The 26578-nt window shown below is 40.4% G+C and carries 29 protein-coding genes; 11 read left to right on the top strand and 18 right to left on the bottom strand.

Annotated elements, in window-relative coordinates; genetic code table 11:
- Positions 1-9: 9 nt before the first annotated feature.
- From ffh to CVT14_RS05250, 11 genes are all read right to left on the bottom strand, one after another.
- The gene (gene ffh / locus CVT14_RS05200) at positions 10-1350 is read right to left on the bottom strand and encodes a signal recognition particle protein (protein WP_021089517.1); all 1341 of its coding nucleotides are present in this window, start codon (positions 1348-1350) and stop codon (positions 10-12) included.
- A gap of 62 nt (positions 1351-1412) precedes the next feature.
- Entirely contained in the window at positions 1413-2171 is a 759-nt protein-coding gene (locus CVT14_RS05205) for an RluA family pseudouridine synthase (protein WP_107849867.1), read from the bottom strand.
- Positions 2168-3304 carry a lipid IV(A) 3-deoxy-D-manno-octulosonic acid transferase gene (gene waaA / locus CVT14_RS05210; RefSeq protein ID WP_107849917.1) on the bottom strand — a complete coding sequence of 379 codons (1137 nt, stop codon included), beginning with the start codon at positions 3302-3304 and terminating at the stop codon, positions 2168-2170. Before waaA ends, CVT14_RS05205 begins: the two co-directional genes overlap by 4 nt.
- 8 nt (positions 3305-3312) lie before the next feature.
- Complete coding sequence (locus CVT14_RS05215; RefSeq protein WP_002941798.1) at positions 3313-4020, bottom strand: zinc ribbon domain-containing protein; 708 nt, start codon at positions 4018-4020, stop codon at positions 3313-3315.
- Between the two features lie 16 nt (positions 4021-4036).
- Positions 4037-4759, bottom strand: coding sequence for a Nif3-like dinuclear metal center hexameric protein (locus tag CVT14_RS05220; protein WP_107849868.1), 723 nt, complete (start codon positions 4757-4759; stop codon positions 4037-4039).
- A 6-nt stretch (positions 4760-4765) separates the two neighbouring features.
- Positions 4766-5626: a glycine--tRNA ligase subunit alpha gene (glyQ, locus tag CVT14_RS05225; protein ID WP_107849869.1), complete on the bottom strand. Its 861-nt coding sequence runs from the start codon at positions 5624-5626 to the stop codon at positions 4766-4768.
- Between the two features lie 10 nt (positions 5627-5636).
- Positions 5637-6053: a GyrI-like domain-containing protein gene (locus CVT14_RS05230; RefSeq protein ID WP_103557713.1), complete on the bottom strand. Its 417-nt coding sequence runs from the start codon at positions 6051-6053 to the stop codon at positions 5637-5639.
- 3 nt (positions 6054-6056) lie between these two features.
- Positions 6057-6530: a DUF3972 domain-containing protein gene (locus CVT14_RS05235; RefSeq protein WP_107849870.1), complete on the bottom strand. Its 474-nt coding sequence runs from the start codon at positions 6528-6530 to the stop codon at positions 6057-6059.
- Between the two features lie 11 nt (positions 6531-6541).
- Positions 6542-7036: a 5-(carboxyamino)imidazole ribonucleotide mutase gene (gene purE, locus CVT14_RS05240; protein ID WP_021088047.1), complete on the bottom strand. Its 495-nt coding sequence runs from the start codon at positions 7034-7036 to the stop codon at positions 6542-6544.
- Positions 7033-8292 (bottom strand): peptidase U32 family protein, encoded by a 1260-nt coding sequence (locus tag CVT14_RS05245; RefSeq protein WP_107849871.1) that lies wholly within the window; start codon positions 8290-8292, stop codon positions 7033-7035. The genes purE and CVT14_RS05245 overlap by 4 nt, the downstream gene beginning before the upstream one ends.
- The gene (locus CVT14_RS05250) at positions 8292-9041 is read right to left on the bottom strand and encodes a chemotaxis protein (RefSeq protein WP_103596045.1); all 750 of its coding nucleotides are present in this window, start codon (positions 9039-9041) and stop codon (positions 8292-8294) included. The genes CVT14_RS05245 and CVT14_RS05250 overlap by 1 nt, the downstream gene beginning before the upstream one ends.
- Positions 9042-9177: 136 nt before the next feature.
- Here CVT14_RS05250 and CVT14_RS05255 point away from each other — a divergent pair, with 136 nt between their 5' ends.
- Both CVT14_RS05255 and glnA read left to right on the top strand, forming a co-directional pair.
- A complete protein-coding gene (locus tag CVT14_RS05255; RefSeq protein WP_107849872.1) occupies positions 9178-9957 on the top strand; it encodes a histidinol-phosphatase in 780 nt (259 codons plus the stop codon).
- A gap of 87 nt (positions 9958-10044) precedes the next feature.
- A complete protein-coding gene (glnA, locus tag CVT14_RS05260) occupies positions 10045-11475 on the top strand; it encodes a type I glutamate--ammonia ligase (protein ID WP_009294014.1) in 1431 nt (476 codons plus the stop codon).
- 682 nt (positions 11476-12157) lie between these two features.
- Here glnA and CVT14_RS05265 read toward each other — a convergent pair.
- Complete coding sequence (locus CVT14_RS05265; RefSeq protein ID WP_107849873.1) at positions 12158-13819, bottom strand: DNA polymerase III subunit gamma/tau; 1662 nt, start codon at positions 13817-13819, stop codon at positions 12158-12160.
- 117 nt (positions 13820-13936) lie between these two features.
- Here CVT14_RS05265 and CVT14_RS05270 point away from each other — a divergent pair, with 117 nt between their 5' ends.
- Positions 13937-14545 (top strand): LysE/ArgO family amino acid transporter, encoded by a 609-nt coding sequence (locus CVT14_RS05270; RefSeq protein ID WP_199907323.1) that lies wholly within the window; start codon positions 13937-13939, stop codon positions 14543-14545.
- On the opposite strand, the gene ccoS is transcribed toward CVT14_RS05270, so the two are convergent.
- From ccoS to CVT14_RS05285, 3 genes are read right to left on the bottom strand one after another with little or no spacing between them, the layout of a single operon-like run.
- Positions 14480-14749 (bottom strand): cbb3-type cytochrome oxidase assembly protein CcoS, encoded by a 270-nt coding sequence (ccoS, locus tag CVT14_RS05275; RefSeq protein ID WP_103640143.1) that lies wholly within the window; start codon positions 14747-14749, stop codon positions 14480-14482. The genes CVT14_RS05270 and ccoS overlap by 66 nt on opposite strands.
- Positions 14749-17127, bottom strand: coding sequence for a heavy metal translocating P-type ATPase (locus CVT14_RS05280; protein WP_107849875.1), 2379 nt, complete (start codon positions 17125-17127; stop codon positions 14749-14751). Before CVT14_RS05280 ends, ccoS begins: the two co-directional genes overlap by 1 nt.
- Complete coding sequence (locus tag CVT14_RS05285) at positions 17124-17744, bottom strand: transcriptional regulator (RefSeq protein ID WP_107849876.1); 621 nt, start codon at positions 17742-17744, stop codon at positions 17124-17126. Before CVT14_RS05285 ends, CVT14_RS05280 begins: the two co-directional genes overlap by 4 nt.
- A 147-nt stretch (positions 17745-17891) precedes the next feature.
- On the opposite strand from CVT14_RS05285, the gene CVT14_RS05290 reads away from it, so the two are divergent.
- The 3 genes from CVT14_RS05290 to rho all read left to right on the top strand — a co-directional run bounded on the left by CVT14_RS05290 (position 17892) and on the right by rho (position 20871).
- A complete protein-coding gene (locus CVT14_RS05290; protein WP_103607701.1) occupies positions 17892-18275 on the top strand; it encodes a RidA family protein in 384 nt (127 codons plus the stop codon).
- Between the two features lie 11 nt (positions 18276-18286).
- Entirely contained in the window at positions 18287-19363 is a 1077-nt protein-coding gene (locus CVT14_RS05295) for a pyridoxal-phosphate dependent enzyme (protein ID WP_107849877.1), read from the top strand.
- A 164-nt stretch (positions 19364-19527) separates the two neighbouring features.
- Positions 19528-20871, top strand: a complete 1344-nt coding sequence (gene rho / locus CVT14_RS05300) for a transcription termination factor Rho (RefSeq protein WP_002941811.1) — start codon at positions 19528-19530, stop codon at positions 20869-20871.
- A 130-nt stretch (positions 20872-21001) separates the two neighbouring features.
- On the opposite strand, the gene CVT14_RS05305 is transcribed toward rho, so the two are convergent.
- Positions 21002-21214 carry a transcriptional regulator gene (locus tag CVT14_RS05305; RefSeq protein ID WP_002941953.1) on the bottom strand — a complete coding sequence of 71 codons (213 nt, stop codon included), beginning with the start codon at positions 21212-21214 and terminating at the stop codon, positions 21002-21004.
- A 161-nt stretch (positions 21215-21375) separates the two neighbouring features.
- On the opposite strand from CVT14_RS05305, the gene CVT14_RS05310 reads away from it, so the two are divergent.
- Positions 21376-21966 carry an outer membrane beta-barrel protein gene (locus tag CVT14_RS05310; protein WP_107849878.1) on the top strand — a complete coding sequence of 197 codons (591 nt, stop codon included), beginning with the start codon at positions 21376-21378 and terminating at the stop codon, positions 21964-21966.
- Between the two features lie 63 nt (positions 21967-22029).
- On the opposite strand, the gene CVT14_RS05315 is transcribed toward CVT14_RS05310, so the two are convergent.
- Positions 22030-22509, bottom strand: a complete 480-nt coding sequence (locus CVT14_RS05315) for a GNAT family N-acetyltransferase (protein ID WP_107849879.1) — start codon at positions 22507-22509, stop codon at positions 22030-22032.
- Positions 22509-23612, bottom strand: coding sequence for a transcription termination factor NusA (gene nusA, locus CVT14_RS05320; protein WP_107849880.1), 1104 nt, complete (start codon positions 23610-23612; stop codon positions 22509-22511). The genes CVT14_RS05315 and nusA overlap by 1 nt, the downstream gene beginning before the upstream one ends.
- 172 nt (positions 23613-23784) lie before the next feature.
- On the opposite strand from nusA, the gene CVT14_RS05325 reads away from it, so the two are divergent.
- Genes CVT14_RS05325 through CVT14_RS05340 form a run of 4 tightly spaced genes read left to right on the top strand, consistent with a single transcriptional unit; the run spans position 23785 to position 26524 of the window.
- Positions 23785-24027 (top strand): HP0268 family nuclease, encoded by a 243-nt coding sequence (locus CVT14_RS05325; protein WP_002941786.1) that lies wholly within the window; start codon positions 23785-23787, stop codon positions 24025-24027.
- On the top strand, positions 24027-25328 hold the full coding sequence (gene miaB / locus CVT14_RS05330; RefSeq protein ID WP_021087930.1) for a tRNA (N6-isopentenyl adenosine(37)-C2)-methylthiotransferase MiaB: 1302 nt from the start codon (positions 24027-24029) through the stop codon (positions 25326-25328). The genes CVT14_RS05325 and miaB overlap by 1 nt, the downstream gene beginning before the upstream one ends.
- Positions 25309-26088, top strand: a complete 780-nt coding sequence (locus CVT14_RS05335) for a lysophospholipid acyltransferase family protein (protein WP_021089516.1) — start codon at positions 25309-25311, stop codon at positions 26086-26088. The genes miaB and CVT14_RS05335 overlap by 20 nt, the downstream gene beginning before the upstream one ends.
- A complete protein-coding gene (locus CVT14_RS05340) occupies positions 26078-26524 on the top strand; it encodes a hypothetical protein (protein WP_021089585.1) in 447 nt (148 codons plus the stop codon). Before CVT14_RS05335 ends, CVT14_RS05340 begins: the two co-directional genes overlap by 11 nt.
- Positions 26525-26578: the final 54 nt, after the last annotated feature.

The raw sequence follows: 26578 nt of genomic DNA on the forward strand, positions 1-26578 counted from the left end.
ACCCTTTTATCAAACAGGTCTTTTTAAATTTGCTTGCGAAAGCATATTTGCAAGTCCTTTTGCTCCGCCCTTTCCTGAAAATTTCTTAGCAAGCTTTGAAGCATTTTCAAACTGCTTCAAAAAGCGATTTACCTCTACTTGAGATAGCCCAGAGCCAGCTGCCAAACGCCTTTTTCTGCTATTGTTTAAAAGGTCAGGATTTTCACGCTCTTTTTGTGTCATAGAGTTTATCATAGCTTTAATATGCAAAATTTCTTTTGAATTATCAAGGTCTATATCTTTTATCTGGTTTGCAATATTTGAAAGTCCAGGTATCATACCCATCAAAGATTTCATGCTACCAAGCTTTTTAACGCTTTCCATTTGATCCAAAAAGTCATTAAAGTTAAACTGACCTTTTTTTATCTTTTGATTTAGACGTTTTGCCTCTTTTTCATCAATAATAGTCGATGTTTTCTCGACCAAAGTAGCTAAGTCGCCCTCGCCCATTATACGGCTTACAATGCGATCTGGTATAAAGCTCTCGATATCAGCCACTTTCTCACCAGTACCGACAAATCTAAGTGGGATATTTAGCTGTTTTGCGATGCTAATAGCTACGCCACCCTTTGAGTCAGAGTCAAATTTAGAAAGGATAACTCCAGAAATTCCCAAAATTTCATTAAAACTTGTAGCTGTTTTTACTGCATCTTGTCCGCTCATAGCGTCAGCTACGTAGAAAATTTCATGTGGATTTATCGCATTTTTTACATCTTTTATCTCTTGCATCAACTTTTCATCGATCGCAAGACGACCAGCGGTATCCACCAAAAGCACGTCATAAAGACCGCTTTTTGCTTTTTCTAGTGCTTCTTTTGCTACTTTTATAGGATTATTTTCATTTTCTATATAAAAAAGATCGATCTCATTTGCAACGCAGAGCTGCCTTAGCTGTTCAACCGCCGCTAATCTTTGCAAATCACAAGCTGCAACTAAAACTTTTTTCTTTCTTAGTTTTAGATAGTTTGCAAGCTTGATAGTTGTCGTTGTTTTACCGCTACCTTGCAAACCAGCCATCAAAACGATAGTCGGTGCAACTGGCGCATAGACAAAGCCTTGATTGCCAGGAGCTGTTAAGATAGTAGTTAAATTTGACTTGATCGCATCTAGGAAATTCTTTTGGCCAACGCCAGTTTGCTTTAGTTCGCTTTCGATAGACGAGAGTAGATCTTTGGTGACTTTGTGGTGAACATCAGCTTTTAAAAGAGCTTTTTTGAGCACGTCAAGTGCGTTTTTTAGAGCTTTTTCGTCATCTACAAAACGTATCTTGCTAACGGCTAATCTAAAAGACTCGCTAATTTGTTCGAACACTAATCACCTTTCTAAGTTGTTATTAAAGGGCGTATATTACTAAATAATTTCTTTATTGCTCTTTAAATTTCAAATTTATTAGATAGCTCAAATCCAAGAGAGTTAAATTCTTTTGGTATCGGCGCTTTAAATTTATAGTCTAAAAGAGCGATAGAATAGGCATGCAAGAACATTCTATTTGCCCTATTTTTGCCGTATTTCTCATCGCCAACGATAGGTAAATTTAAACTAGCCAAATGCACTCTTATCTGGTGTGTTCTGCCTGTTTTTATGGCAACTTTTACAAGCGTTTTTTTACCCGCAACCATGAGCGGTGAAATTTCACTGATCGCCTCTTTGCCATCTTTTGAGATCTTAGAAAAGGCACCATTTTTATTTTTTATCGTTAAGATCGGCTCATTTACGACCACCTTCTCGCTCATGATGCCCCTAACTGCGGCCACGTAAATTTTCTCAACCTTCATCTTTTTAAACTCATTTATGGCAAGGCTCGCAAATTCGTCATTTTTTACAAGAAGCAGCACGCCGCTCGTGTCTTTATCGAGCCTGTGAAGGAGTGGAAATTTATAAATTTGACTGATTTTTTCGCTAGTTATGGCAGCTGGTTTGTTAATGGCTATTAAATTTTCATCTTCAAAGATAACACTTGGCTTTGGCATCTCTTCGACGTTAAATTTAGTATTTTCGCTCATTAGCGCACGAGCGATCATCACCTTTTGCCCCTTGGCATAGACTAGTCCGCTGTCGATTAGCTCCTTTGCCTCGTTGTTTGAGATGTTTTTTTGCTTGGCTAAAATTTTATACGCTTTTTCTTCACTCATAAAGTGCTCCTTATATCTTCTATGATCGCATCAGCGCTGGCCTGCACGGCGATCTTGCTCTTTTTGGCGTCACTATCTATTATGCCGCCGATCTCGCTAGTCTTTGCGATGTAGATGTTTTCAACTAGGCCAAATAACACCTTTTGGTTAAATATAAACTCACCACTAATTACCACTGGGTTAAATTGTGCGCACTCGATTGGATTGTGCCCACCTATATTTGGCACAAAACTGCCTCCAAGCACGACTACATCGCTAATAGCATAGACATTTACAAGCTCGCCTAAAGTATCAAGTAAATTTATCTTTGCTTCAAATTTATGTATTTGGCTAAATTTAGCAAAGCTAAAATCATGCTTTTTAGCGTACTCGCCTGCTAGCTTTTCCACCTCTGCAAATCTCTCAGGGTGGCGTGGTGCGATGATTAAAAGATCGTTTTCTTTTAAATTTAAATTATCTAAAATCATCTCTTCTTCGCCCGCATGCGTGCTTGCTAGCACGATCACTCTAGCTTTTGGCCTTTCATAAACTCTACTCACACTTGGTAAAAACGCAGCTTTTATGTTGCCAACAACTTCTATTTCACCTGCTCCAAGCGACTCTAGCCGCTCTTTATCAAGCTCGCTTTGGGCGTAAATTTTATCTATAAATTTAAATAGATATCTGTAAAAAAAACAAAATTTTAAGTAACTTTTATAGCTTCTATCTGAAATTCTAGCGTTTATCAGTATCACGCGACTGCCTTTTAGCTTTGCCATGAAAACTAGCATAAGCCAGAGCTCAGCCTCAAAAATGACTAAAATTTTGCTCTTTTTTAGCCAAAATGGCAAGAAAATTTCAAATGGCAAAAACCTCGTGTTAAAGCAAATTTTGCTCGCCGCTTCAAAGCCCGTATTTGTCACCACGCTTATGGCTTTGCTGTCAAATTTTTGCATCAAAGGCTTAAGCGCTTGCACCTCGCCAAACGAGCAAGCATGAAAATGCACATCTGCATCTTTAAATTTAGGATTATTAAAGAGAAAGAAACGTGCTGGGATTGATCTATGGTATTTTTTTTTGAAACTTAATAAAAGTAGAAAAATAGCCCCAAAAAAGTAAAGTATTGAGGCTAAAAAATAATATATTATTATCACGAAATGTGTTATTGCTCTTGTTTGTATAAAATTCTGCCACAATGCGGGCAAGTAACGATATCTTCGCCTTTTACAACCGCAGAGAAAGTTTTATCATTTATCTGCATAAAGCAGCCATAACAAGCTTGTTTTTTAACAGGCACAACGGCTGTGTTGTGAGCCCATTTTCTTATTTTCTCATAAAATGCTAGGATTTTTTGGTTCATCGCAGCAACAAGCTTATCTTTTTTAGCATAGACCTCTTTGCGCTCTTTTTCGATCTTTTCTAGCTCAGATGAAACCTCGCTTTTTATCTTTTCTAAATTTCCTTCAAGCTCTGTTTTTTTAGCATTTAGCTCATCTTTTTGAGCATTTTTATTGTCTATTAGTTTTTCAAGTCTAGCGATCTCTTCATTTGCTGCTTCAAGTTGCTCTTTTGCGATATCTTCTTCAAGACCTAGAGCTTTTATCTCTTTTTCGCTTTTTGCGCTTGAGCTTTTTTTAGCCACGTCTTTGATCTTTGCGCTAAACTCTGCGATATGAGCGTTTGTGCCTGATTTTTGTGATTTTAGATCATTTACCTCTTCGTCAAGTCTTTCTACATTAACCGCTATAGTTTCACACTCTTCTTCTATGCTTTTATAGGCTTTTTCTACTTCTTGTATGCGTGGCGTGAAACCATCTATTTGTTTGTCAAGATCAGATAATTCAACTAATTGTTGCAAATATTTATTCATAATGTTTCCTTTTTTGTTAGCAATATGTAAATGGGTTTTTAGAATTGCTTATTATAACTTCAATTTTTAGATTTTGCAAATATTTTGCTAAAAAATCACTAAAATAACGCTCGCTTTCATAGTGATTTATGTCGATCAAATTTAGTCCATTTTCCTTTGCGTAAAGGGCTTGGTGATACTTTAGATCGCCTGTTAAAAAGGCGTCTGCTTTGACATCTTGCATGAGATCTGCGCCGCTTCCAGTGCATATGCAAATTTTAGAAATTTCATCTTTTGCATAAACTGCTCTTAAATTTTCTAGCCCAAGTTTTTCTTTTACAAATTTACAAAGCTCACTAAATTTCATCTTCACATTAGCGTAGATCAAAAAGCCTTCTTTGCTTGAAATTTCAAGTCCCAAAACCTGCGTCACAAATTTTTCATTTAAAAATGCAAGGTCGGCATTTGTGTGAAGCGAGATGAGCGAGATATTTTTTATCATCATCTCTCTTATGAGTGAGCTTGGATAGAGGCTGTAGTCTAGGCTCTTTAGTCCTTTAAAAATGAGCGGATGGTGGGTTATGATGAGCGAGTTTGGCAAGACATTTTGCAAAAGCTCACTATCAAGATCAAGACTTAGATAAATTCGCTCAAATTCGCTATCAAATGAGCCAACTTGCAGGCCGCTATTATCCCAAGACTCTTGGCTCACAAATGGGCAAATTTCATCTAAATTTTTATAAATTTCAGCTATTTTCATCAAATTTTACTTTTGCTCTAAGCTCTCTTTATATGTTAGCGCGCACTCTTTTGCAAGCTCGCGAATTTTTAAGATGTAGTCTTGTCTTTGCGTCACACTGATCGCTCCGCGCGCATCAAGGACGTTAAATGTATGAGCCGCAAGCATGCAGTAGTCGTAAGCTGGCAGTGAAATTTTAGCCTCCAAGCAGCGTTTGCACTCGCCAAATGCATTTTCAAACTGGTTAAAAAGCATATCAACGTTTGCCACTTCAAAGTTATATTTACTCCACTCATACTCGCCTTGTTTATGCACGTCGGCGTAGGTTACGATGTTGCCATTAGAGTCGTCCCAAACGATGTCATAGACGCTATTTACATCTTGTAGATACATAGCTAAGCGCTCAAGACCGTATGTTATCTCGCCAGATATGAGCTCGCATGCGATGCCGCCAACTTGTTGAAAATAGGTAAATTGCGTAACCTCCATGCCATCTAGCCAGACCTCCCAGCCAAGCCCCCAAGCGCCAAGTGTAGGGCTCTCCCAGTTGTCTTCGACAAAGCGGATATCGTGATTTTTCAAATTTAGACCAAGTCTTTCAAGGCTTTTTAGATAAAGCTCTTGGATATTTTCTGGACTTGGTTTTATGAGCACTTGAAACTGATAGTAAGCGCCAAGGCGGTTTGGGTTTTCGCCGTATCTGCCATCAGTCGGGCGGCGGCTTGGAGCTACGTATGCGGTCGCCCATGGCTTTGGTCCAAGGCTTCTTAAAAATGTCGCTTGGTGATATGTGCCCGCACCTGCTGGCATGTCGTATGGCTGAAGTATGACGCAGCCTTGCTCTTGCCAATAGTTTTGAAGCGTTAGTATTATTTGTGAAAATGTCATTTTTTGCCTTTTATTTTATTGATATATAAATTTCTATTTTGTCTTTTAAGTATTTTTCAAAGTCCGTTTTATAGGTTCTTTTTAGCTCACTACTTTCAAAATATCTCCAAATTTCACCCCAAAATTTTGCAACATTTTGTGGCTCATTTGCAAAACTAAAAAGAGCGTATTTTCCGCTTTGTATCTTTAAATTTTCATCATCTTTTTGGCATGATCTTGTGCCGATGAAGTTATCGTAATGTCCATTAAGATCACTTTCGTAGTTGCAGTAAACGCTATAAATTTCACTCTCGCCATCATAGTATTCACTCATAAATTTAGACCATAAAGCTGGAATTTTACCCTTTCCGTCTATCTCATCTTCATTTTTAGTTCGAGTTTTTACTCCGCAAATTTCAAAGCTATCTTCTAAATTTATAATCTTCATAAGCTACTTTTGTCCGTTAAAATTTTCAACCGCTTGGTTCCACATGAGCTTGTATTTTCGTTTTAAAAATTCAACTTCATCTTGTGAAATTTTAAGCTGTTTTGTAAGCGTCTCGACCGTTTTTCTATCTTCATCATAGAGCTCTTGCATCGAAATGAGTGCCTCTTTTAAAAATTTATTCTCATTTCTTAAGGTCTCAAGCGTCTCATCTTTTGCGTCAAGCACCTTTTCGTGTAAATTTAATATCGTGCCAATCGTCTTTTCGACAAAGCTAAAACCATCTTGGCTTCGCGGCTGCAAGGATAAATTTTGCGAAACACTAGGCACCACGCTCATCGTTCCCTCGCTCGCCTCTATCAAAATTTCTCCATTTTCCTCTTTGGTCTTCAAAACGCCACGATTTATCATATCCTCGATAACTTCGCGCTCCAAGTGCACAAGTTTGCAAAATTCATCAACTCCAAGATAGGTCTGCACCGCTTCTCCTTTTATAGTATCACTTCAACCTTTGAAGAGTCTTCCTCTAAAGCCTTTATCTTTGCCTCTCTGTCGGCCTTTAGCGCACTTGCTAGCCCCTCATCTTCAAGGGCTAAAATTTGCACCGCAAGATAGGCTGCATTTATCGCGCCAGCCTTGCCGATAGCCAAGGTTGCCACTGGCATGCCACTTGGCATTTGCACAGTTGAGTAAAGTGCATCAACGCCGCTAAGAGCCGATCCTGCCATTGGTATGCCGATCACTGGTTTTGTTGTGTTTGCAGCGATCGCTCCAGCTAGGTGAGCTGCCATACCAGCAGCTGCGATGAAGACTTTTGCGCCCTTTTTCTCGGCATTTGCGACGTACTCGCTAGTTCTTTTTGGGCTTCTGTGGGCTGAGCTGATTATCAGTTCATATTTTACGCCAAATTTCTCCAGAGTCTTTGCCGTCTCGCTAACGATCTCATAGTCGCTTTTACTTCCCATTATAATAGAAACAAATTTCATATCTTCTCCCTTAAAAAACTAAATTTTGGCAGCTTAACGCCGAGGTTTATCTCATTTTCATTGCCGCTGTGAATTTCGCTCATGACCTTGCCTTTTTTGGTGATGAGCTGCTTAAATTTGATAAATTTCTTGCCATCTTGCGAATAGACTTTTGAAATTTCATTTTCACTATCATCTATGTGCGAGCCAGTTGGAGCTACGATCTCGTAGCTCTTATCTGGGAAAATTTTATATTTACATTTAAAAAACTCACCGTCTTCACTTATAGCATTTACCTGATGAGTGCCCTCTTCTAGGCTGCTAACGTGGTTTTGCGTATCGGTTCGCTCATAAGGTCTATGCACCAAGTAGCCGTCCGTAAAGCCGCGATTTTTCAGCGTATTTATCTCATTTTCATAAATTTGCGCGTCAAATTTATCACTCAGCGCATCATCTATCGCCATTTTATAGGCTCTTGCTGTGCAGGCTGCGTAGTACTCGCTCTTTGTGCGACCCTCTATCTTAAAGCTATCAATGACACCGCTATCAACGATCTCTTTGATGTGCGAGATGAGGCAAAGATCCTTTGAGTTCATGATGTGAGTGCCGTTTTCGTCCTCTTCTAAGCGAAAAAGCACGCCGCTCTCTTCGTTTTTGGCGTAGAGTTCATACTTAAATCTGCAGTCATTTGCACAGCTGCCGCGGTTTGACATACGTCCGCTTTGCACTGAGCTTACCAAGCACCTGCCAGAGTAGGCAAAGCACATCGAGCCATGGACGAAAATTTCAATGTCAAGGGTTGGAATTTCCTCTTTTATCTTTATAACATCTTTTAAATTCATCTCTCTAGCCACGACGATGCGTTTTGCGCCCATATCATGATAAATTTTAGCGTCCAAAACGTTCATAACGTTTGCCTGAGTTGAGAGGTGTATCTCGATATCTGGAGCGATCTCTTTTGCTAGGCTCATGACGCCCGGAGTTGCGATGATAAAGGCATCTGGCTTCATCGCTGAAATGGTTTGCAGGTGCCTTTTTAGCGGCTCTATCTGAGAGTTAAAAGGGAAGGCATTTATGGTCGCATAAAATTTCTTTCCCTTTTCATGAGTGTAGTCTATCGCCTCTTTGAATGTTTCAAGGTTAAACTCCCTTGCTGATCTAGTCCTTAGCGAAAAGCTAGCCACTGAGCCGTAAACAGCGTCGGCTCCATATTCAAGGGCGATTTTAAGTTTTGTTAAATTTCCAGCTGGAGATAAAAGCTCAGGCCTTTTTAGCACTATTTTTTACCTAGACTTTCTATCAAGGCTTCGATGTCGTCGTTGCTGACAAGGTTTTCAGTCGTTGTATCGCCAGCGATATGAACAGCTGAACCAACACGCTTATCGTCATCGATACGACCTTCAAACAAGGTATTCATATATTTGCTAAGCGCCCTCATAACGTTGATAACGCGCTCGATCTTTTGTCTGTGGATGTCTTGATACTGCATCATATCCATAGCCATCATGATCTCATCTTGTCCCATTTGTAAATTTCCGATGATGTTATCGATCGTGCCAAGAAGTGCGTTGTTTTTCTCTAAAGCCTCACTAAATGCGGCAATATTTGGAAATTTCTCACTTAGTGTCGTAAACAGCTCAACGTTTGAGTTTATCGCCTCTTTTAGGCTATTTGAGTCGCTCTCAGCGTCCATAAAAAAGTTATTTATCGTCTCAAGCTTGTCAAACATCTGAGTAGCTTTCTCTTCACTATCTCTTGTCACATCGTCAAGCTGATGCACCATTTTGTGGTCTTCAGTCGGTGGTGGTGGTGGCCAAACGCCATCTGCGCTCACTCTGTAGTTTTCGCCATGTTTTGAACTATTTGCTTGTGGCTCATCTGCTTTAGCACTCATTGCCTCTGCAACTTCTGCTACCTCGTCTGTTTCCTCTTTGACGTCCGCGACCTCTTGGCTGGCATCTTTAGTATCACCTAAATCATCCTCTAATCCGCCCGCCATAAGCGCGTCAAGTTCCTCTTGGGTCATAAAAGCTCCTAATAAAATTTGCCTTGATTATATAGGATTTAAATAAAAAGAAAGTTTAAAAAGCATGCGTTTATCTTTAAATTTATCAAATTTTAGGTAGCATTTTTGAAAAATAAACGACTTTAAAAGGCTAAAAATGACCGTCGATCTTCACAACCACACACCTCTTTGCAACCACGCAGTTGGCGAACCGCTAGAATTTGTGAGATGTGCCATAAAAGCTGGCACAAAATACTTTGGCTTTAGCGATCACGCGCCAATGACCTACGATGAAGCTTATAGGATGAAATTTGAGGAGATGCAAAGCTACGAAGACGAGATTTTACGTTTAAGAGATGAATTTAGCGGTGAGATAGAAATTTTACTTGGTTATGAGATGGACTTTTTAGATGGTTTTATGGACGAGCGAGTTTTTGCTAGAAAGGTTGATTATCTAATAGGCTCTGTGCATTTTTTTAACGGCTGGGCGTTTGACAACCCTGAATTTATCGGCGGCTACGAGGGCAAAGACTTGGATCAAATTTGGCAGGAGTATTTTGACCACATAGAAAGATCAGCTAGGCTTGGTAAATTTGACATCATGGGGCACATCGATCTTTTAAAGCTATTTAAATTTTTACCCAAAAAAGATGTCAGGATCCTAGCCAAAAACGCTATAAAAGCGATAAAAGAGGCAAATTTAGTCGTCGAGATAAACGCAGCTGGCTTTAGAAAACCTATCGGCGAGCAATATCCAAGCGTAAATTTACTTGAGCTAATAGCTGAAAATGACATCACCATCACCTTTGGCTCAGACGCTCATGCCAAAGAAGATATCGGTAAAAACGGCGAAATTTGCGAGCAGATAGCTAGAAATTTGGGATATTCAAAGTGTGCGATATTTAAAAACAGAGATAGAGAATTAGTAAAATTTTAGTTTGGGGTCAAATAAAATATAAAAATAATCTTAAATATAAAATTTTGTGATACAATACGAAAATTAAAAACCAGAAGGAGATAAAAAATGGGAAAATTTGTCCAAAACATCGATCATTTTTTTGATTTTTGCAAAGAAAATGAAGTTAAATTTGTAGATTTTAGATTTACCGATCTAAACGGCGCTTGGCACAGCATAAGCTACAACATAAAAGCTGTTACAAAAGAGAATTTCACAAACGGCATCCCAATGGACGCTAGCTCGATGAACGGCTGGCAGCCTATCGACAAGAGCGATATGATAATGAAGCCAGAAGCGACATCGGCGTTTTTGGACCCATTTACCTCTGACATCACAGTCGTTGTTTTTTGCGATATCTACGACATTTACAAAGGTCAAATTTATGAAAAATGCCCTCGCTCGATCGCAAAAAGAGCGATGCAATATGTAAAAGATAGCGGACTTGGCGATGAGGCATATTTTGGCCCTGAGAATGAATTTTTTGTATTTGACAACGTCAAAATCATCGACAGCCCAAACTGCGCGATGTATCAAGTAGATAGCGAAGAAGGCGAGTGGAACGACGCTGCAGACTTCAAAGATAGCTACAACACAGGTCACCGCCCACGCAGAAAAGGCGGCTACTTGATGACCCAGCCAATCGACAGCATGGTCGATCTAAGAGCTGAAATGATGCAAGTTTTAGAGCAAGTTGGCCTTGAAGTATTTTTAGGACACCACGAAGTCGCGCAGGGTCAAGGCGAGATCGGTGTGAAATTTGGCAACTTAGTCGAGGCTGCTGATAACGTTCAAATTTACAAATACGTCGTTCGCATGGTCGCTCACCTAAACGGCAAGACAGTTACATTTATGCCAAAACCGCTTTATGGCGACAATGGCAGCGGCATGCACGTGCATCAATCAGTCTGGAAAGATGGCAAAAATTTATTCTACAAAGAGGGCAACTACGCAAATTTAAGTGACTTTGCAAGGCACTACATCGGCGGTGTTTTAAAACACGCAAGAAGCGTTGCAGCCTTCACAAACCCAAGCACAAACAGCTACAAACGCCTAATCCCAGGCTTTGAAGCGCCATCTATCCTCACTTACTCGAGCCAAAACCGCTCAGCGAGCATCCGCATACCTTACGGAGCTGGCGAGAAGTCAGTTAGGGCTGAGATGAGATTTCCAGATAGCACAGCAAACCCTTATCTAGCCTTCTCAGCGATGCTAATGGCAGGTCTTGACGGCGTTAAAAACAAATACGAGCCGGTTGGTCCGATGGATGAAAATTTATTTAAACTTCACCTAGATGAGATCAGAGAGCGTGGCATCGAGCAGCTACCACACACACTTCGTGGCAGCCTTGAAGCGCTTATCCGCGATAACGAATACCTAAAACCGATAATGAGTGATCTTTTCATCGACACTTATCAGCACATGAAATTTGAAACTCAGGTTTGGCCTTACGAAGCACGCCCAACTGCTTATGAGTTTAAAACCTGCTTCTCTTGCTAAAACGCAATCTCCAAGCTCATTTTGGGCTTGGAGACTTCTTTTAAATATAAAATCTATATAGTTAAATTTTGAGCTAAATTTCACAAAGCCTTAGCACATCTAAATTTACAATTTTAAGCTTACACCTAAAAATAAATTTAAAACTTCAGATTTGAAATATAAAACTTACACAGCTAAATTTTCATATAAATTTGGCTTTGCACACAAGGCTAAATTTTAATTTTAATAAGCAATAACACGTGTAATTTTGCAAATTTAAGTTTTTGGATTTTGTTTAGCAAATGACCAAAACAGATAAATTTATGCTTTAAATTTAAGCATTAAAGCAAAGGCGGCTAGCCAAATTTCGACTAGTTTTGCTTGGAAAATTTGCGGTAGCGAGGTTAAATTTTAAATTTAATAAGACTAAACTCATGCAAATTTAGAAATTTAAAGCTTATAGATAAAAATAGTCATAGCAGATAAATTTGAGCTAAATTTGATTTTGCAAACAAGGGGGCAAATTTGCCAGAGTTTTAAATTTATCTGCCTCATTAAAAGCTCAAATTTAATAAGCCCTAGCTCTTTTAAATTTGCAATATAAATTTAGGATTTCATTTAGTCAATATTGTCACAGCAGATAAATTTATAAAAAAGCTAAATTTGACCACTTTTATTTAGAAATTATAAAAGAGCCAAATCCCTAGCTATTTTGCACTTCAGGCTGTCCAAAGAGCCTATTTGCCTCTTTTATCACGCCCTCTTCTCTTTGCTTTTTAAGCTCCTCTGGGCTTTTGCTCTGACTTAGCGACATCAGCTCTTTTGCAAAGTCATTTTGAGGCTGAGATAGCGTATTTACCCTAGTTTCAGGCGCAGCAGGCTCGCTTGCTGGCTCATCTTTTTGCTCGTCTTGCTGCCTAGCCTTTATCTTAGCGATCTCCTCGTCAAGGTAGCTATATTTGTCCTGTGGCTCTTGCGCCGGAGTTTGAGGCTCTGGCTTTGTGGTTGAAATTTGCGTCTTAGCATTTACGATCTTGATTTTTTTACCAAAAATTGTATGTAAAATTTCATGCATTACGCCCCAGCTTTTTTTGAAAAATGCCAGCTCATCGCCAGTTGCATTGACGATTAGCCCAAGCTCATTTTCATTTAAAAAACTAAAACTTATGTGATTTTTAAAAATTTCACCAAGCTCAAAGCTTCTATCATAAATTTTCGCCACAAACTGCTCGTATGGCGTCTTTGGCGCCTCTTTTACGGCTAAAATTTGCTCACTCACGCCAGCTTTTGGCTCGATCACAGCCACGCCAGGCTCGCTCTTAGCAAGCTTTATAGCTTCATCGATATCTTGCAGATTTAGCGCTTCTATCATCATAAAAAGCATAAGCATTAGCACAAAGCCATTGTCGCTTGATACGCTTAGCATCGACTTTGCCTGCGCCAAAATCCTAAAAAATCTCTCATATATAAGAAGTGAAAATTTTGGATCATTGTCTAAAAATCTCTGCTTTAAATTTGCCAAAATTTCATCTATGATCATCTCTGGCTCATAGGTCTCAAGCTCGGTCACAAGCACTCTAATGGCGTTTTTATCGGCATTTGCAACGTGTTCGATGATCTGCTCGATCCTACTTGGATCAAGAAGTCCAAGCATCTCCGCCACGCTTGATTTTGTGATATTGCCAGCACCATAAATGATAGCTTGATCAAGTAGTGTTAGCGTATCTCTTAGCGAGCCGCCGCCACTTCTAGCTAGTATCTCAAGCGCCTCCCTCTCGTAGCTCACGCCCTCTTTGCTAAGGATAAATTCAAGATGTTTTACGATCTCATATCTGCTTATTTGTTTAAATCTAAAGTGCTGCGTCCTTGAAAGAACCGTCGTTGGCAGCTTGAGCGGGTCGGTGGTAGCAAGTATAAATTTAACATAGCTTGGCGGCTCTTCAAGCGTTTTAAGAAGGGCATTAAACGCCTCTTTTGTTAGCATGTGCACTTCGTCGATGATAAAAATTTTATATCTAGCAGCGCTTGGAGCGTATTTTGTCTGCTCGATGAGCTCCCTTATATCGTCGATCTTTCTGTGGCTAGCTGCGTCCATCTCGATGATGTCCATGTGGCGCGACTCGTTTGCCATCACGCACTGCGCGCAGACCTCGCAAGGCCTAGAAGTTGGCCCTTTCTCGCAGACCAAAGCCTTTGCAAATATCCTAGCACTCGATGTCTTACCGCTCCCCCTAAGGCCTGAAAACAAATAGGCATGGCTCACTCTGTTTTCGTCAAGTGCGTGAGTTAGGCTCTTACTTACGGCTTCTTGTCCGATGAGCTCGTCAAAATTTTTCGGTCGGTATTTTAGGGCTAGTGCTTGCAACTGCTTTCCTTTTTGCAATTTTAATTTGCTGATTTTATAAAAAAAGGCATAAATTTATGGTTATGATAAAGTTAAATTTCGCTAAATTTAAGCCAAACTTTAGCGAAAAGGATAAATTTGCAAGCATTTATATCTGGATTTTTCACCTCTTTATCGCTCATTTTAGCCATTGGCGCGCAAAACGCATTTGTGTTAAAACAGGGCATAAAAAAAGAAAATATCTTTATCATCTGCCTTATTTGCGCTATTAGCGATGCCCTCTTGATCTTTGCAGGAGTTTTTGGACTTGCTAGCCTAGTGCAAAATTTTTCTATCATCAAGCAAATCGCCCTATATGGCGGCTTTTTATTTTTACTTTTTTACGCACTAAAGAGCTTTCACACGTGCTTTTTTAAGGACCTTAGCATGGATACCAGCGGCGAAAATGCCAGATCAAATTTAAAGAAAAATATCCTTTTAACGCTCGCTTTTACCTGGCTAAACCCTCACGTCTATCTTGACACCATGATCCTAATAGGCTCGGTTTCTACTAAATTTAAAGATGAAAATTTGATATTTGGCGTGGGAGCTAGTCTTGCCTCGTTTTGTTTTTTCTTCACACTTGGCTATCTGGCTAGGTTTTTAGCGCCCATTTTTGCAAGGCCCATCTCTTGGAAAGTTTTAGAGTTTTTTGTCGGCCTCATCATGCTCGCCCTTGCCTTCATGCTCCTTTTTGCTAGCTTCTAGCCTCTTTTTTAGCGCCTCTTTTTTGCGAAGTTCAAGCGCATAGGCTTCATTTAGCGCGTCTTCGCCATCTAAATTTGCTCCGTCTAAAAATTTGCGGTAGTCTTCAAACTGCCTATTTTTTATCCCCCAAAGCACGCCAAAAAGTAGGGCCGCCCCCATCAAAACCGAGATAAAAACAAGCATCGCAAGAGTCGTTGTATCCACTATTTATCCTTAAATTTTCTAACTATAAAAAGCGAGTTTAGTATGACACTTAGCGAGCTTGCCGACATGAAAAGCGCGGCAAATAGCGGCATGACGTAGCCACACACGGCAAATGGCAGGCTAAGGGCGTTATAAAGCAGGCAAAAAAGTAAATTTTGCTTTATCGTTTTGTAGGTAAATTTTGAAATTTTCACCGCTTTTGAAAGGCTTTGCAGGCTATCATCAAGTAGCACCACGTCGCTTTTCTCTAAGCTCACCGCGGCACCACTTCCCATACAAATAGCCACGTGAGCAAGGCTAAGCGCGGCTGCGTCGTTTATGCCGTCTCCTACCATTAGCACCTTTTTGCCTTGATGTTTGAGACCAGCTATAAATTTAGCCTTCTCATCAGGCAGCATCCCTGCCCTAAACTCGCTCACATCAAGCTCATCTGCCACGTTTTTTACCACATTTTGCACGTCGCCACTTAGGATACACACCTTCATACCAGCACTCTTTAGCTCATCTATCAAAGCCTTTGCCTCGGGCTTTACGCTATCTTTTAGGTAAAATTTAGCCACCAGCTCGCCCTGCTTGCCCACAAAAAAGCTCACATTTTCTTCGCTCTCATCAAATTTCACCCCATTTTCAGCCAAAAAGCGCCTACTTCCAGCCACAAAGCTTTCACTCATAATATCAGCGCTAACTCCCTTTGCCACGCTTAAATTTGCATTTTCAAGCTCAACTTTTTTTGCGCCTTTTTGCTTTAAAAACTCGGCCACCGCCACGCTTATTTGGTGGTTTGAGATGAGGCAAAGCGAGTAAATTTTATCAATACTCACGCTCTCTTTTATAAAAAACTCGCTCACTTCAAATTTAGCCTTTGTGAGCGTCCCAGTCTTGTCAAATACCGCCACATCGCACTTTGCAAGGCTTTCAAAAAATTTAGCCTCCTTAAAAAGCACCTTGTTTTTAAAGGCAACCCCAAGGGCGCAAACGCTGCTAACTGGCGTGGCAAGAGCAAGCGCACAAGGGCAAGCGATCACGATGACGCTCACGGCTGTCACCACCGCTTCTGAAAAGCTAAATTTAAAGTACCAAAACCAAAATGTAAAAAACGCTAGAACAAGCACGCCAAGAGAGAATTTCGAGGCGATTTTATTGACTGCTAGCTCGATATTTGGCTTTTTTAGCTCTGCGTTCTGAAGTAAATTTATAAGCTTATTAAGGTATGAGTTTTTAAAAATTTGCCTTGCCTCATAGACGATCTGCCCGTTTAGACAGACAACGCCACTTTTTACCTCGCCCCCAGAGCTTAGTAAAAGTGGCAAACTCTCACCTGTTAAGCTTGAGCTATCCACGCTCGCCTCGCCACTAAGCACCACCCCATCAAGCAGCGCTCTCTCGCCTGATCTAAGCACGATATTTTCGCCTAAATTTACATCCTTTGGCTCTTTTAAAATGTCCTTGCCATCTTCTAAAACGCACACTTTTGCAAGCAGCATATCACTTAAGAAATTTGAGGTCTCAAGCGCCTTTTTCTTGCCTAAAATTTCTAAAAATTTACCGATAAAAACAAAGGTTATGATCATCGCAACCGAGTCAAAATAACTCTCGCCGCTTCTCGTAAGCATCGCAAAAATCGAGTAGATATATGTTATGCTAGCCCCAGTAATAACGAGCAGGTCCATATTTGGCGAGGCATTTTTAATGGCGATTTTTGCCCCCTTAAAAAACTCGCTACCAGTATAGAAAAGCACAGGCGTTGCCAGCACAAACTGCGCGAAGCTTAGCAGGTCCTTCACATCGCTTCTGATACCGCTAAAGTAGCCGCCATACTGCGCGATCGCCAGCCACATGATATTCATCGTGGCAAAGACGCCAACAAGCGCTTTTGCGTAGAAATTTCGCCTTTTTTTGACTAGCTCGTCCTCTTTTTGGCTCGTTACATAGGCCTTTGGAGTGTAGCCAACGGCGTAAATTTTCTCAACTATCTGCTCTACCAAAAGCTCTTGCTCGTCAAAAACAATGACCGCCTTTTGACTAAGCGAGTTGATATTTACCTCCAAAATTCCAGGCAGGCTAAAAAGTGCCTTTTCAAGCAGCCAAATGCACGCCGAGCAGGTGATACCGTCAATCAGAAGCGAGATTTTAGAAAACTCGCCCTCTTTTGTCACTAGCTCGCTAAAATTTGCCGCTAAATTTTTGACATTTGCACCGCTACTTGCAGGATTTAGCGTGTTTTTGCCAAGTCGTTCATAAAACTCGCCAAGGCCACTTTCATTTAAAATTTCATAGACGCCTTTGCAGCCAGCGCAGCAAAACTTAAGCCCGCCACTAGCTTCTATCATCACGCTTTCGTCAAAGCTTTGCTTGCAGTGAGCGCACCTACACTTCACGGGCGCTTCTTTTTAAGCTGGTCTAAATAGCCATATATCGTGATCTTTGAGACGTTTAGCTTGGCTGCCACGACCTCGATAGCGCTCTTTATGTTAAAAATGCCCTTTTCGTTCATAAAGCCCACGAGCTCTAGCTTTTGCTCCTTTTTGAGCTTTTTGCCATCGTTTTTGGCGATGATCTTGTCGATCAAATTTAAAACGATCTGCATCACATCGTCGTTTTGCTCGCTCTTTGGCTCATTTTCACTCGTTTTTAAGAAATTTCCAGCCATTTCAAAAAGGCTCTTTGCCACGCTCGCATCGACATTTACGCATATCGCCCCTATGATCCCTCCGTGCTCGTCTCTGATAAATGCAGTTGAGGACTTCACCAGCTTTTCATCCTTTGTAAAAAAGTAGTTTGCCACGTAGTCATCTTTGAAATTTTTGCTGTTTAAGACCTCGCTTACAAGGTGGTCAAAACTTTGTCCAACCTTTCTGCCAGTGACGTCGCCAGCTACATAGACGACTGAGCGTTGCGGGTGAGAGAGATCGTGCAGCACGACTTCGCAGGCAAATGGCGAGCTTTTTTGTATGAGATTTGCCGTTGGGATAAATGCCTTTAATATAGGATGCATCAGGCGCCTTTTGTTTTTGTTTAAGTTTAGCCAAAATATTTTTAAATTTTCGATAAGAAAAAATATAATTTTTTATGAAAATTTGTGAAATTTAAGTGGTAATAATAATTTTTTATCTATAATTTTTTAAATTTTTAAGGAGAAAATATGAAAATTTACGAAACCGAAATTTCAAAAAAGAAAAAGGCTCACTACTCTTTAGCGACCGAGCACAACGGCATCCTCTACATCTCAGGACAGCTTAGCATGGACCCAGAGACTAGGCAGATCCCAGAAGGACTAAAGGCGCAAACAAGGCAGGCTTTAAAAAACCTTGATAACGTGCTAAAGCTGGCAAATGCGACAAGAAACGATATCTTGATGTGCCGCATCTATACGCCAGATATCGACTTTTGGGACGAGATAGATGATGAGTATGCGCTATTTTTTGGCGAGCATAAGCCAGCTCGCGTCGTAGTGCCGACAAACAAACTTCACTTTGGCTGCCTGCTAGAGATCGAAGCCACAGCGATACTTGATAGAAAAATTTAAAAGGAGCAAAAATGCCTAAATTTATCTGCTCAAAGTGCGGCAAGAGCGCAGATTTTGAGACGCCTATATTTGCGTGCGAGTGCGGTGGGCTTTATGATCTGGAGTTTAAAGCGGCCAAATTTGATCTAAATTTGATCGACCAGCGCGAGTTTAGCCTATTTAGATACCGCGAGTTTTTCCCTATCAAAAATGAGCTCTGGCGCAACATCAGCCTTGGCGAGGGGCTAACAAAGAGCGTGAAATTTGATGACTCGCTCTACCTTAAAATGGACTATGCGATGCCAACGCTCTCTTTTAAAGATAGAGGTGCGGTGATGCTTATTTGGTTTTGTAAAACTCATGGCATTAAAAAGATCTTGCAAGATAGCAGCGGAAACGCTGGAAACTCAGTCGCTGCATACGCTGCTAGAGCTGGCATTGAGTGTGAAATTTACGTCCCAAAAGGCACAAGCGAGAAAAAGATAAAGATGCTTGAGTACTACGGCGCAAAGGCGGTTGTCTTTGACGGCACACGCGACGAGACGGCAGATGCTTGCAGAAAAAGGGCAAAAGATGATGGCATATTTTACGCAAACCACGTATTTAACCCGCTTTTTTACCAAGGCACTAAAACATATATATATGAAATTTACGAGCAGCTTGGCTTTGTCCCTGAAAATCTCTTTTTGCCAGTTGGCAACGGCACCTTGCTACTTGGCTGCGAGATCGCGCTAAATGAGCTATTTGAGGCTGGAGTGATCAAAAAACTACCTAAAATTTTCATCGTTCAAAGCAAGAAGTGTGCACCATTTTTAGGGGCAACAAACGAGCCACTTGCGATCAAGCCAGAGCCAACTTTAGCCGAGGGCATAGCGATCGCAAAACCTGCTCGTGGCGCTGAGATATTAGCTAGCCGTTACGCAGGAGAACGCAAGGTGATCACGATAAAAGAAGAGGATATTGAGCCAGCTAGAAATTTCCTAGCAAGTCGCGGCTTTTACGTCGAGCACACCACAGCAGCGATCTACGCAAGCTACGCAAAATCACACAAGATAGAGGGCAGAAGCATCATCTCGATGTGCGGCGCTGGGCTAAAGAGCGAACATTAAATTTAAATTTGCAGGTCATTTTGCCTGCAAATTTGCCTATTTTAGCGACTTTGGTTGTGGCATTTCTTGACAACAAAGTTTTATTTTTATAAAATGCCAAAACTTTCAAAAAACTTTTGAAGCCCAGAATTCTGCAATCTTATCCCCGCATTTAAAGAGGAAAAATGGAAAACAACAACCAAACCGAGCAAAGTGCTGCTCAAAACACAAAAACTACAAAAAAACATCAAGCATCAAGAACTCACGTACCAGTCGACGGACACAAGATCGAAGAGCTAAGAACGCTTAGCTTAGATGAGCTAGTGCAGATAGCAAATGGCGTTGGCGTCGAAAATCCACGCGAATTTCGCAGGCAGGATTTGATATTTGAGATACTAAAAACCCAGACAAAACAAGGCGGCTTTATACTATTTACTGGAATTTTAGAGATCACAAACGAGGGTTACGGCTTTTTAAGGGCTGTTGATGCAAATTTAAGCGACAGCTCAAACGACGCTTATGTTTCAAACTCGCAGATCCGCAAATTTGCACTTCGTGTGGGCGACATCATCACCGGCCAAGTAAGAGAGCCAAAAGATCAAGAAAAATACTACGCCCTTTTAAAGATCGAAGCGGTAAATTATATGCCTCTAGCAGACGCGAAAGAGAGGCCACTCTTTGATAACCTAACCCCACTTTTCCCAACTGAAAAGCTAAATTTAGAGTATGATCCGATGAAGCTAACAGGCCGTGTGCTTGACCTTTTCACACCTATTGGCAAGGGTCAGCGTGGCCTCATCGTCGCACCTCCAAGAAGTGGTAAAACTGAGCTTATGAAAGAGCTAGCTCACGGCATCGCTAAAAATCACCCAGAAGCCCAGCTAATGGTGCTTCTAGTCGATGAGAGACCAGAAGAAGTTACCGATATGCAGCGCTGCGTAAAAGGCGAGGTATTTAGCTCGACATTTGACCTGCCAGCGCTTAATCACGTCCGCGTAGCAGAGCTTGTCATCGAAAAGGCAAAACGTCTAGTTGAGATGGGCAAAGATGTCATCATCTTGCTTGATAGCATAACACGTCTAGCACGTGCCTACAACACAGTGACCCCACCAAGCGGTAAGGTGCTAACAGGCGGCGTGGATGCAAACGCACTTCACAAGCCAAAACGCTTCTTTGGCGCAGCTAGAAATATCGAGCACGGCGGCTCTCTAACCATCATCGCAACAGCACTTATCGACACTGGCTCACGTATGGATGAAGTGATATTTGAAGAGTTTAAAGGCACTGGAAATAGCGAGATCGTGCTTGACCGCAACATCTCAGACCGCAGAATTTACCCAGCTATCAACGTGCTAAAATCAGGCACCAGAAAAGAAGAGCTACTTCAAAAGCCTGATGAGCTTCAAAAAATTTGGGCTATTCGCTCTGCGATCGCTACTATGGACGACGTCGAAGCGCTTAAATTCTTATACGCAAAAATGCTAAAAACAAAAGACAACAAAGAGCTTCTCTCTATCCTAAACGAGTAAATTTGACTGAGCTTGAAGCGCTTGCTTTGAGCTCAAATTTTTTCACTTAAAATATCCAGCCAAAAATATCTTAGAAATTTTGAATTTTTCAACACTTGTAATTATAAAAGAGATTACGATTTTTAAACGATTATTTACTAAATTTTTCTATGTCTTGATTGATTAAATTTTCATATTCGCAAAGCTCGTTGCAAGTCTTTTTGCTCTGCTCTATAAGCTCATCAAATTTAAATCCAAGCATCACGATACGATAAAGGTTTGGCTTGTGTTTTCGCCAGTTGTAAAGCGTTGCGACATCAACGTCTAAATGATAAGCCATATCACGTTTTGTCATCTTAGCCACTTTACACTCCTTCTTTTTGAGTGATTTTATAAATTTTATTCTGATAAGAAAACAATTGAATTATTTTATGTTTTTTATTAATTTCATTGAATATTTAAACTTTATTTAATATAAGAAAACTTAAAATAGTCGCGTAACATTTTTTTAAATAAGGAGTAAAAATGAAAAATGTAGTTTTAAAGGTTGCTTTAGGTTTAAGCCTAGCTAGTGCCGCTGCTTTAGCGCAAGGAGCCTTTGTAGGAGTTGAAGGGGACTACTCTTTTGGATCAAACTTAAGCAACAAAGGCACATCAAAAGTCAAAAAAGCACAACCAGGTCTTGGCATAAAAGCTGGTTATGACTTTGATGTAGCTAGAGTTTATGGAGCTTACATATATGACTTTCAAGCTAAAAAGTCACTTGGCAACGAAGATGGCACAATAGTAAAATGGAAAACACATAAATTTATAGTAGGAGCTGACTACACTCCAAGCGTAGCAAAAGATCTTAAACTAGTTCTTGGTGGCTACACTGGCTACTCAAAGCTCAAAATGGATGTATTTGATATTTATGATGGCTCTGAAAAAGCTAGTATAAATGGCTGGATGCTAGGTGCAAGAATTGGTGCTGAGTACTCTATCAACGAAAACAATGCGGTTGAGTTTGGTCTAAAAGCTGATAGAACAAAATATAGCTCTATAACAAAATATAACAATGCAAAAATAAAAGAGACAAATGTGGGTCTTTATATGGGATATACATATAAATTTTAATCACCTAAATTTTAATCACCAGCAAGCTCAAATTTCAAAGCAAATTTGAGCTTTTATTAGAAACTATAAATTTACCAGCTTTTCTAAATTTTCGCCGTCTAAGCGGTAGGTTCTCCACTCAAGAGATTGATTTTTAGCGCCCATGCTTTCATAAAATTTGATACTTGGCTCATTCCAGTTTAGGCAGCACCACTCAAGCCTCTTTAAATTTTCATCCTTGCAAATTTGAGCTAGAAATTTAAAAAATGCCTTGCCGATACCTTGATTTCTAAACTCTTTTTTGACGTAGATGTCCTCAAGATACATTCCGCCAAACCCCAAAAATGTAGAAAATGTGTAAAAATAGATAGCGTAGCCAATAGCCCTGCCCTCACTCTCGCAGATAAGAGCTTTTGCGTGATTTTTATTAAAGATAGAGTCTGCAAAAATTTCATTTGTAAAAGTGACTTGATCACTCATCTTTTCATAGCTAGCAAGCTCTCTTACAAGCTCACAGATCACGTCAATATCGCCTCTAGTCGCTTTTCTTATTTGAAATTTCATTAGTTGTCACCAAAGAGTGCTTTTAGATCCTTGACCATTCCGCCGTCACTATCGCCGCTACCAGTTTTAGAGCCAAGCTCGTTTAGCTCGATCTCGTAGCCAGTTAGCATGCTTGCTAGGCGGATATTTATGCCATTTTTGCCGATAGCCTTGCTCTTTTGTTCGCTCGCAAGTGTCACGATCGCCTTATTTTCTTCGATCTTTACAGATGTGATGATCGCAGGAGCCATAGCGCGAGCTACCAAGATCGCTGGCTCGGTGGTGTATTCGATCGCATCGATGCTCTCACCATGAAGCTCTTTGCTTACGGCATTTATCCTAACGCCCTTTGTGCCGACAGTTGCGCCGACTGGATCGATGTTTGGAGTGGTTGAGATGAGTGCTACTTTAGCCCTTTCGCCAGGGATCCTCGCACTTCCTTGGATAATGATGCCGCCATCTTTTATCTCAGGGACTTCTGAAGTTAGCAGCGCTTCAAGAAATTTAGGTGAAGTCCTTGAAAGTTCGACCTTTATGCCTAAATTTTTATCTGTAAAAACCTTTCTAATGACCGCTTTTACCACGTCGCCAACTTTAAATTTCTCGCCTTTTATGCGGTTTTTACGTGGCAAGATGGCACGAAGCTCGTCTATCTCGATAAATGTGTTTTCATCGTTATCTACCCTAACAACTGGTCCAAAGACCATGTGACCGCTCATCTCATTATATTTTTGTAAAATTTTCTCTTCGACTAGGCGCTGGATGTGATACTCAAGCTCCTTGTGAAGCGTTTGAGCGGCTGTTCTGCCGAGATTATCAAGGCTTAGCTCGTAAGTGAGCTCATCTCCGATCTCTACGCCACTATCTATCTTTTTAGCCTCTTTTAAGCTTAAAAAGTGTTCATTGTCTTCAGCAAGCCTCTCATCGTCGTTTGCTACGATTGAAATTTTTTGATAAAGCTTTAAGTTTTTATTAGCATCGATGCTCACGTCATACTCATAATTCTCCCCATAAACCCTTTTTGCAGTGTTTATCAAGGCTCTTATGACGCGCTCTTTTACATCTTCTATCTCTAAATTTTTCTCATTTGCAATTGACTCGATGATATCTGAAATTCTTTCCATTTTTTCTCCATTGTGACGATAAATTTCGGGGATTTTTCGTGAAGTTTTGAAATTATACATAAGCCATACTTTTAATAACTTTAAGCTTGTTATTAACTTTTATTTAATCCTTTTTTTATGATGTTTTGGGTATATTGACCGATTAAAATTTAAGATTTTGAAAGGATTAAAAATGGAGCTAAAACTTGCAAGAGCCGAATTAGACGCAAAACCAAAAACGATTTCACTAGAAAAGATAGAGGCAGCTGTCGAAAAAGAGGGTCAGAAAATTTTCTACTTTGATAAAGAAAACACGCACAAACAACTAATCGCCTTAGTTGAGCACTTTGAAGAAAAAGGGCTAAGCGTTTATCACAGAACCGTGAAATACGGGCTTGATGATAGCGATTATATGTATGAAGTGCATATACTTTAATGAGTAAAAAACTCTTTATCCAAACTCTAGGTTGTGCTATGAATGTTCGCGACAGCGAGCATATCATAGCCGAGCTCTCACAAAAAGAAGACTACTCCTTAACACAAAACATCGAAGAAGCTGATTTAATCCTTATAAATACCTGCTCGGTTCGTGAAAAGCCAGTTCATAAGCTCTTTAGCGAGGTTGGAGCCTTTGAAAAAGCCAAAAAAAGAGGTGCAAAGATAGGCGTTTGCGGCTGCACTGCAAGCCATTTGGGTAGTGAAATTTTCAAGCGTGCGCCTTATGTTGATTTTGTCCTTGGCGCAAGAAATGTTAGCAAGATCACAAAGGCGGTAAATACGCCTAAATTTATCTCGACCGACATCAACCACGACGAGAGTGAATACGCATTTGGCGAGTTTAGAGGCTCGCCATATAAAAGCCACATCAACATCTCAATCGGCTGCGATAAAAAATGCACCTACTGCATCGTCCCACACACCAGAGGCGATGAAATTTCTATCCCCTCAAGCCTCATCTTAAAAGAGGTAGAAAAGGCCGCAAAAAGCGGCGCAAAAGAGATATTTTTACTAGGGCAAAATGTCAATAACTACGGCAAAAGATTTTCAGGTGTGCAAGAAAATATCGATTTTAGCGACCTTTTAGTAAAGATAAGCGAGATAGAGGGCGTTGAGAGGATAAGATTTACAAGCCCGCACCCACTTCACATGGATGATAAATTTCTTGAAATTTTCACAAATAACCCAAAAATTTGCAAGTCAATGCACATGCCACTTCAAAGCGGAAACACCAAAGTTTTGCGCGAGATGAAGCGCGGATACACAAAAGAGTGGTTTTTAGACCGCGCGCTAAGACTTAGAAAGATGTGCCCAGACGTCAGCATCTCAACTGATATCATAGTCGCATTTCCAGGCGAGAGCGAAAGCGAATTTGAAGATACGATGGACGTGCTTGAGCAAGTTAGGTTTGAGCAAATTTTTAGCTTTAAGTATTCACCTCGTCCGCTTACAAAGGCAGCTACTTTTACAAATCAAATAGATGATAAAACCGCCTCAGAAAGGCTCACGCGTCTGCAAAATCGCCACAGCGAAATTTTAGACGAGATCGTGGCAGCGCAAAAAGATAAAATTTTTGATGTATATTTTGAAGAGCTAAGGGCAAATGGCGGCGTTGCTGGGCGAAGTTTTAACAACTTTTTAGTTCAAGTTGATGGCAGCGAAGAGCTTCTTGGCACTACGCAAAAAGTAAAGATCACAAATCCAAAACGAATGGTTTTGTATGGCGAGCTGCAAATTTAAAAACACCCTTGAAAAGGTCGCCCTAAATGCTGGCGTCTTTTTCATCTACATTTTGATGTGGCTCATTTTTCTAACCTGCAAAAAAAGCTACACTCCAAATTTCTTGCCACAAAATGGCTGCGTCGTCGTCTTTTGGCACGGCAGACTTAGCTTTATGAGCTTTGCTTACAGACGCTGGTGGAGCAGCCAAAACAGAAAACAAGGCAAGGTGATAATAAGCGACCACAAAGATGGCGAGCTAATCACCAGAATAATCAAATTTTTTGGCATCGGCACCATTAGAGGTAGCAGCTCAAAAGGCGGTGCAAAGGCGCTTATAGAAGCCCTAAGAGAGATAAAGCAAGGCCACGACGTCATCATCACACCAGATGGACCACGCGGACCAAGACATAGCGTAGCAGACGGAGCTGCAGTGATCGCGCAAAAGTCATCTTGCGAAATTTATGCTCTAAATTTCGAAGCAAACTCGTTTTGGGAGTTTAAAAGCTGGGATAAGATGATACTTCCAAAGCCATTTTCAACTATAAATTTTAGCCTCTCAGCCCCTTTTAGCGTGGCAAGTTTAGAACAAAAAGAGGCAAAAGAGAAGATACAAAACGAGCTTTGGCAGGCCTCACAAAATGACGGTGGCAAGAGCGTGCTGCAAAATAAAGAGGACTTTAGGTCAAATTTAAAAATTTGGTGGAAAAAATATGCGCATAAAAATCCGCAAATAAGCGATGAGATAAGAGAAATTTTGGACGAAATTTATGAAAAATAAAATTTCTATCTTTATAGCCATTTTTATAATAGCCTTGTTTGGGCTCTTTTTTTACAGCGACAACTCCTACAAGCTCGCCCTTGAAGCGAAATTTTACTACGAGAGCAAAGAGTATGAAAAGGCTATAAATTTAAGCCAAAACGCCCTTGATCTTGACGCCTACAACAAAATGGCCGCCACCACGCTTAATCAAAGCAAGACAGCTATGAAATTTAGCTCATACATAAAAAATGGCAAAGAGTATCTTGAACGCATCAAAAAAATGAGCCAAAATGGCGTCAGTAAGGCTGATAATGAGCGCATCAAAATGATGTGTGATGTGATGATAGAGGATTTTGAAAGCTTAAAGAATTCTGCACTGCTTGATGAGGAGCTAAAAAGCGAAGCTCTGAAGATGAAAGAGGCGTTTGCAAAACTAAAAAACGAGCTGTTTTAAACTTATTTAATCCCTTTTTAGCTAACATATCAAAAATAATGCACTAAATTTAGG

Origin of the sequence: Campylobacter concisus (assembly GCF_003048445.1) — a bacterium.
GTDB classification, from domain to species: Bacteria; Campylobacterota; Campylobacteria; order Campylobacterales; family Campylobacteraceae; genus Campylobacter_A; species Campylobacter_A concisus_BF.

Bases quoted from the DNA above. Each gene is read 5' to 3' on its own strand.
- miaB (WP_021087930.1), top strand. From the start codon at position 24,027: ATGAGTAAAAAACTCTTTATCCAAACTCTAGGTTGTGCTATGAATGTT.
- rho (WP_002941811.1), top strand. From the start codon at position 19,528: ATGGAAAACAACAACCAAACCGAGCAAAGTGCTGCTCAAAACACAAAA.
- CVT14_RS05215 (WP_002941798.1), bottom strand. From the start codon at position 4,020: ATGAATAAATATTTGCAACAATTAGTTGAATTATCTGATCTTGACAAA.
- CVT14_RS05310 (WP_107849878.1), top strand. From the start codon at position 21,376: ATGAAAAATGTAGTTTTAAAGGTTGCTTTAGGTTTAAGCCTAGCTAGT.
- CVT14_RS05205 (WP_107849867.1), bottom strand. From the start codon at position 2,171: ATGAGTGAAGAAAAAGCGTATAAAATTTTAGCCAAGCAAAAAAACATC.
- purE (WP_021088047.1), bottom strand. From the start codon at position 7,036: ATGAAATTTGTTTCTATTATAATGGGAAGTAAAAGCGACTATGAGATC.
- CVT14_RS05315 (WP_107849879.1), bottom strand. From the start codon at position 22,509: ATGAAATTTCAAATAAGAAAAGCGACTAGAGGCGATATTGACGTGATC.
- CVT14_RS05220 (WP_107849868.1), bottom strand. From the start codon at position 4,759: ATGAAAATAGCTGAAATTTATAAAAATTTAGATGAAATTTGCCCATTT.
- nusA (WP_107849880.1), bottom strand. From the start codon at position 23,612: ATGGAAAGAATTTCAGATATCATCGAGTCAATTGCAAATGAGAAAAAT.
- CVT14_RS05325 (WP_002941786.1), top strand. From the start codon at position 23,785: ATGGAGCTAAAACTTGCAAGAGCCGAATTAGACGCAAAACCAAAAACG.
- CVT14_RS05340 (WP_021089585.1), top strand. From the start codon at position 26,078: ATGAAAAATAAAATTTCTATCTTTATAGCCATTTTTATAATAGCCTTG.
- CVT14_RS05335 (WP_021089516.1), top strand. From the start codon at position 25,309: ATGGCGAGCTGCAAATTTAAAAACACCCTTGAAAAGGTCGCCCTAAAT.
- glyQ (WP_107849869.1), bottom strand. From the start codon at position 5,626: ATGACATTTTCACAAATAATACTAACGCTTCAAAACTATTGGCAAGAG.
- CVT14_RS05290 (WP_103607701.1), top strand. From the start codon at position 17,892: ATGAAAATTTACGAAACCGAAATTTCAAAAAAGAAAAAGGCTCACTAC.
- CVT14_RS05230 (WP_103557713.1), bottom strand. From the start codon at position 6,053: ATGAAGATTATAAATTTAGAAGATAGCTTTGAAATTTGCGGAGTAAAA.
- glnA (WP_009294014.1), top strand. From the start codon at position 10,045: ATGGGAAAATTTGTCCAAAACATCGATCATTTTTTTGATTTTTGCAAA.
- CVT14_RS05295 (WP_107849877.1), top strand. From the start codon at position 18,287: ATGCCTAAATTTATCTGCTCAAAGTGCGGCAAGAGCGCAGATTTTGAG.
- CVT14_RS05285 (WP_107849876.1), bottom strand. From the start codon at position 17,744: ATGCATCCTATATTAAAGGCATTTATCCCAACGGCAAATCTCATACAA.
- CVT14_RS05250 (WP_103596045.1), bottom strand. From the start codon at position 9,041: ATGACCCAAGAGGAACTTGACGCGCTTATGGCGGGCGGATTAGAGGAT.
- CVT14_RS05255 (WP_107849872.1), top strand. From the start codon at position 9,178: ATGACCGTCGATCTTCACAACCACACACCTCTTTGCAACCACGCAGTT.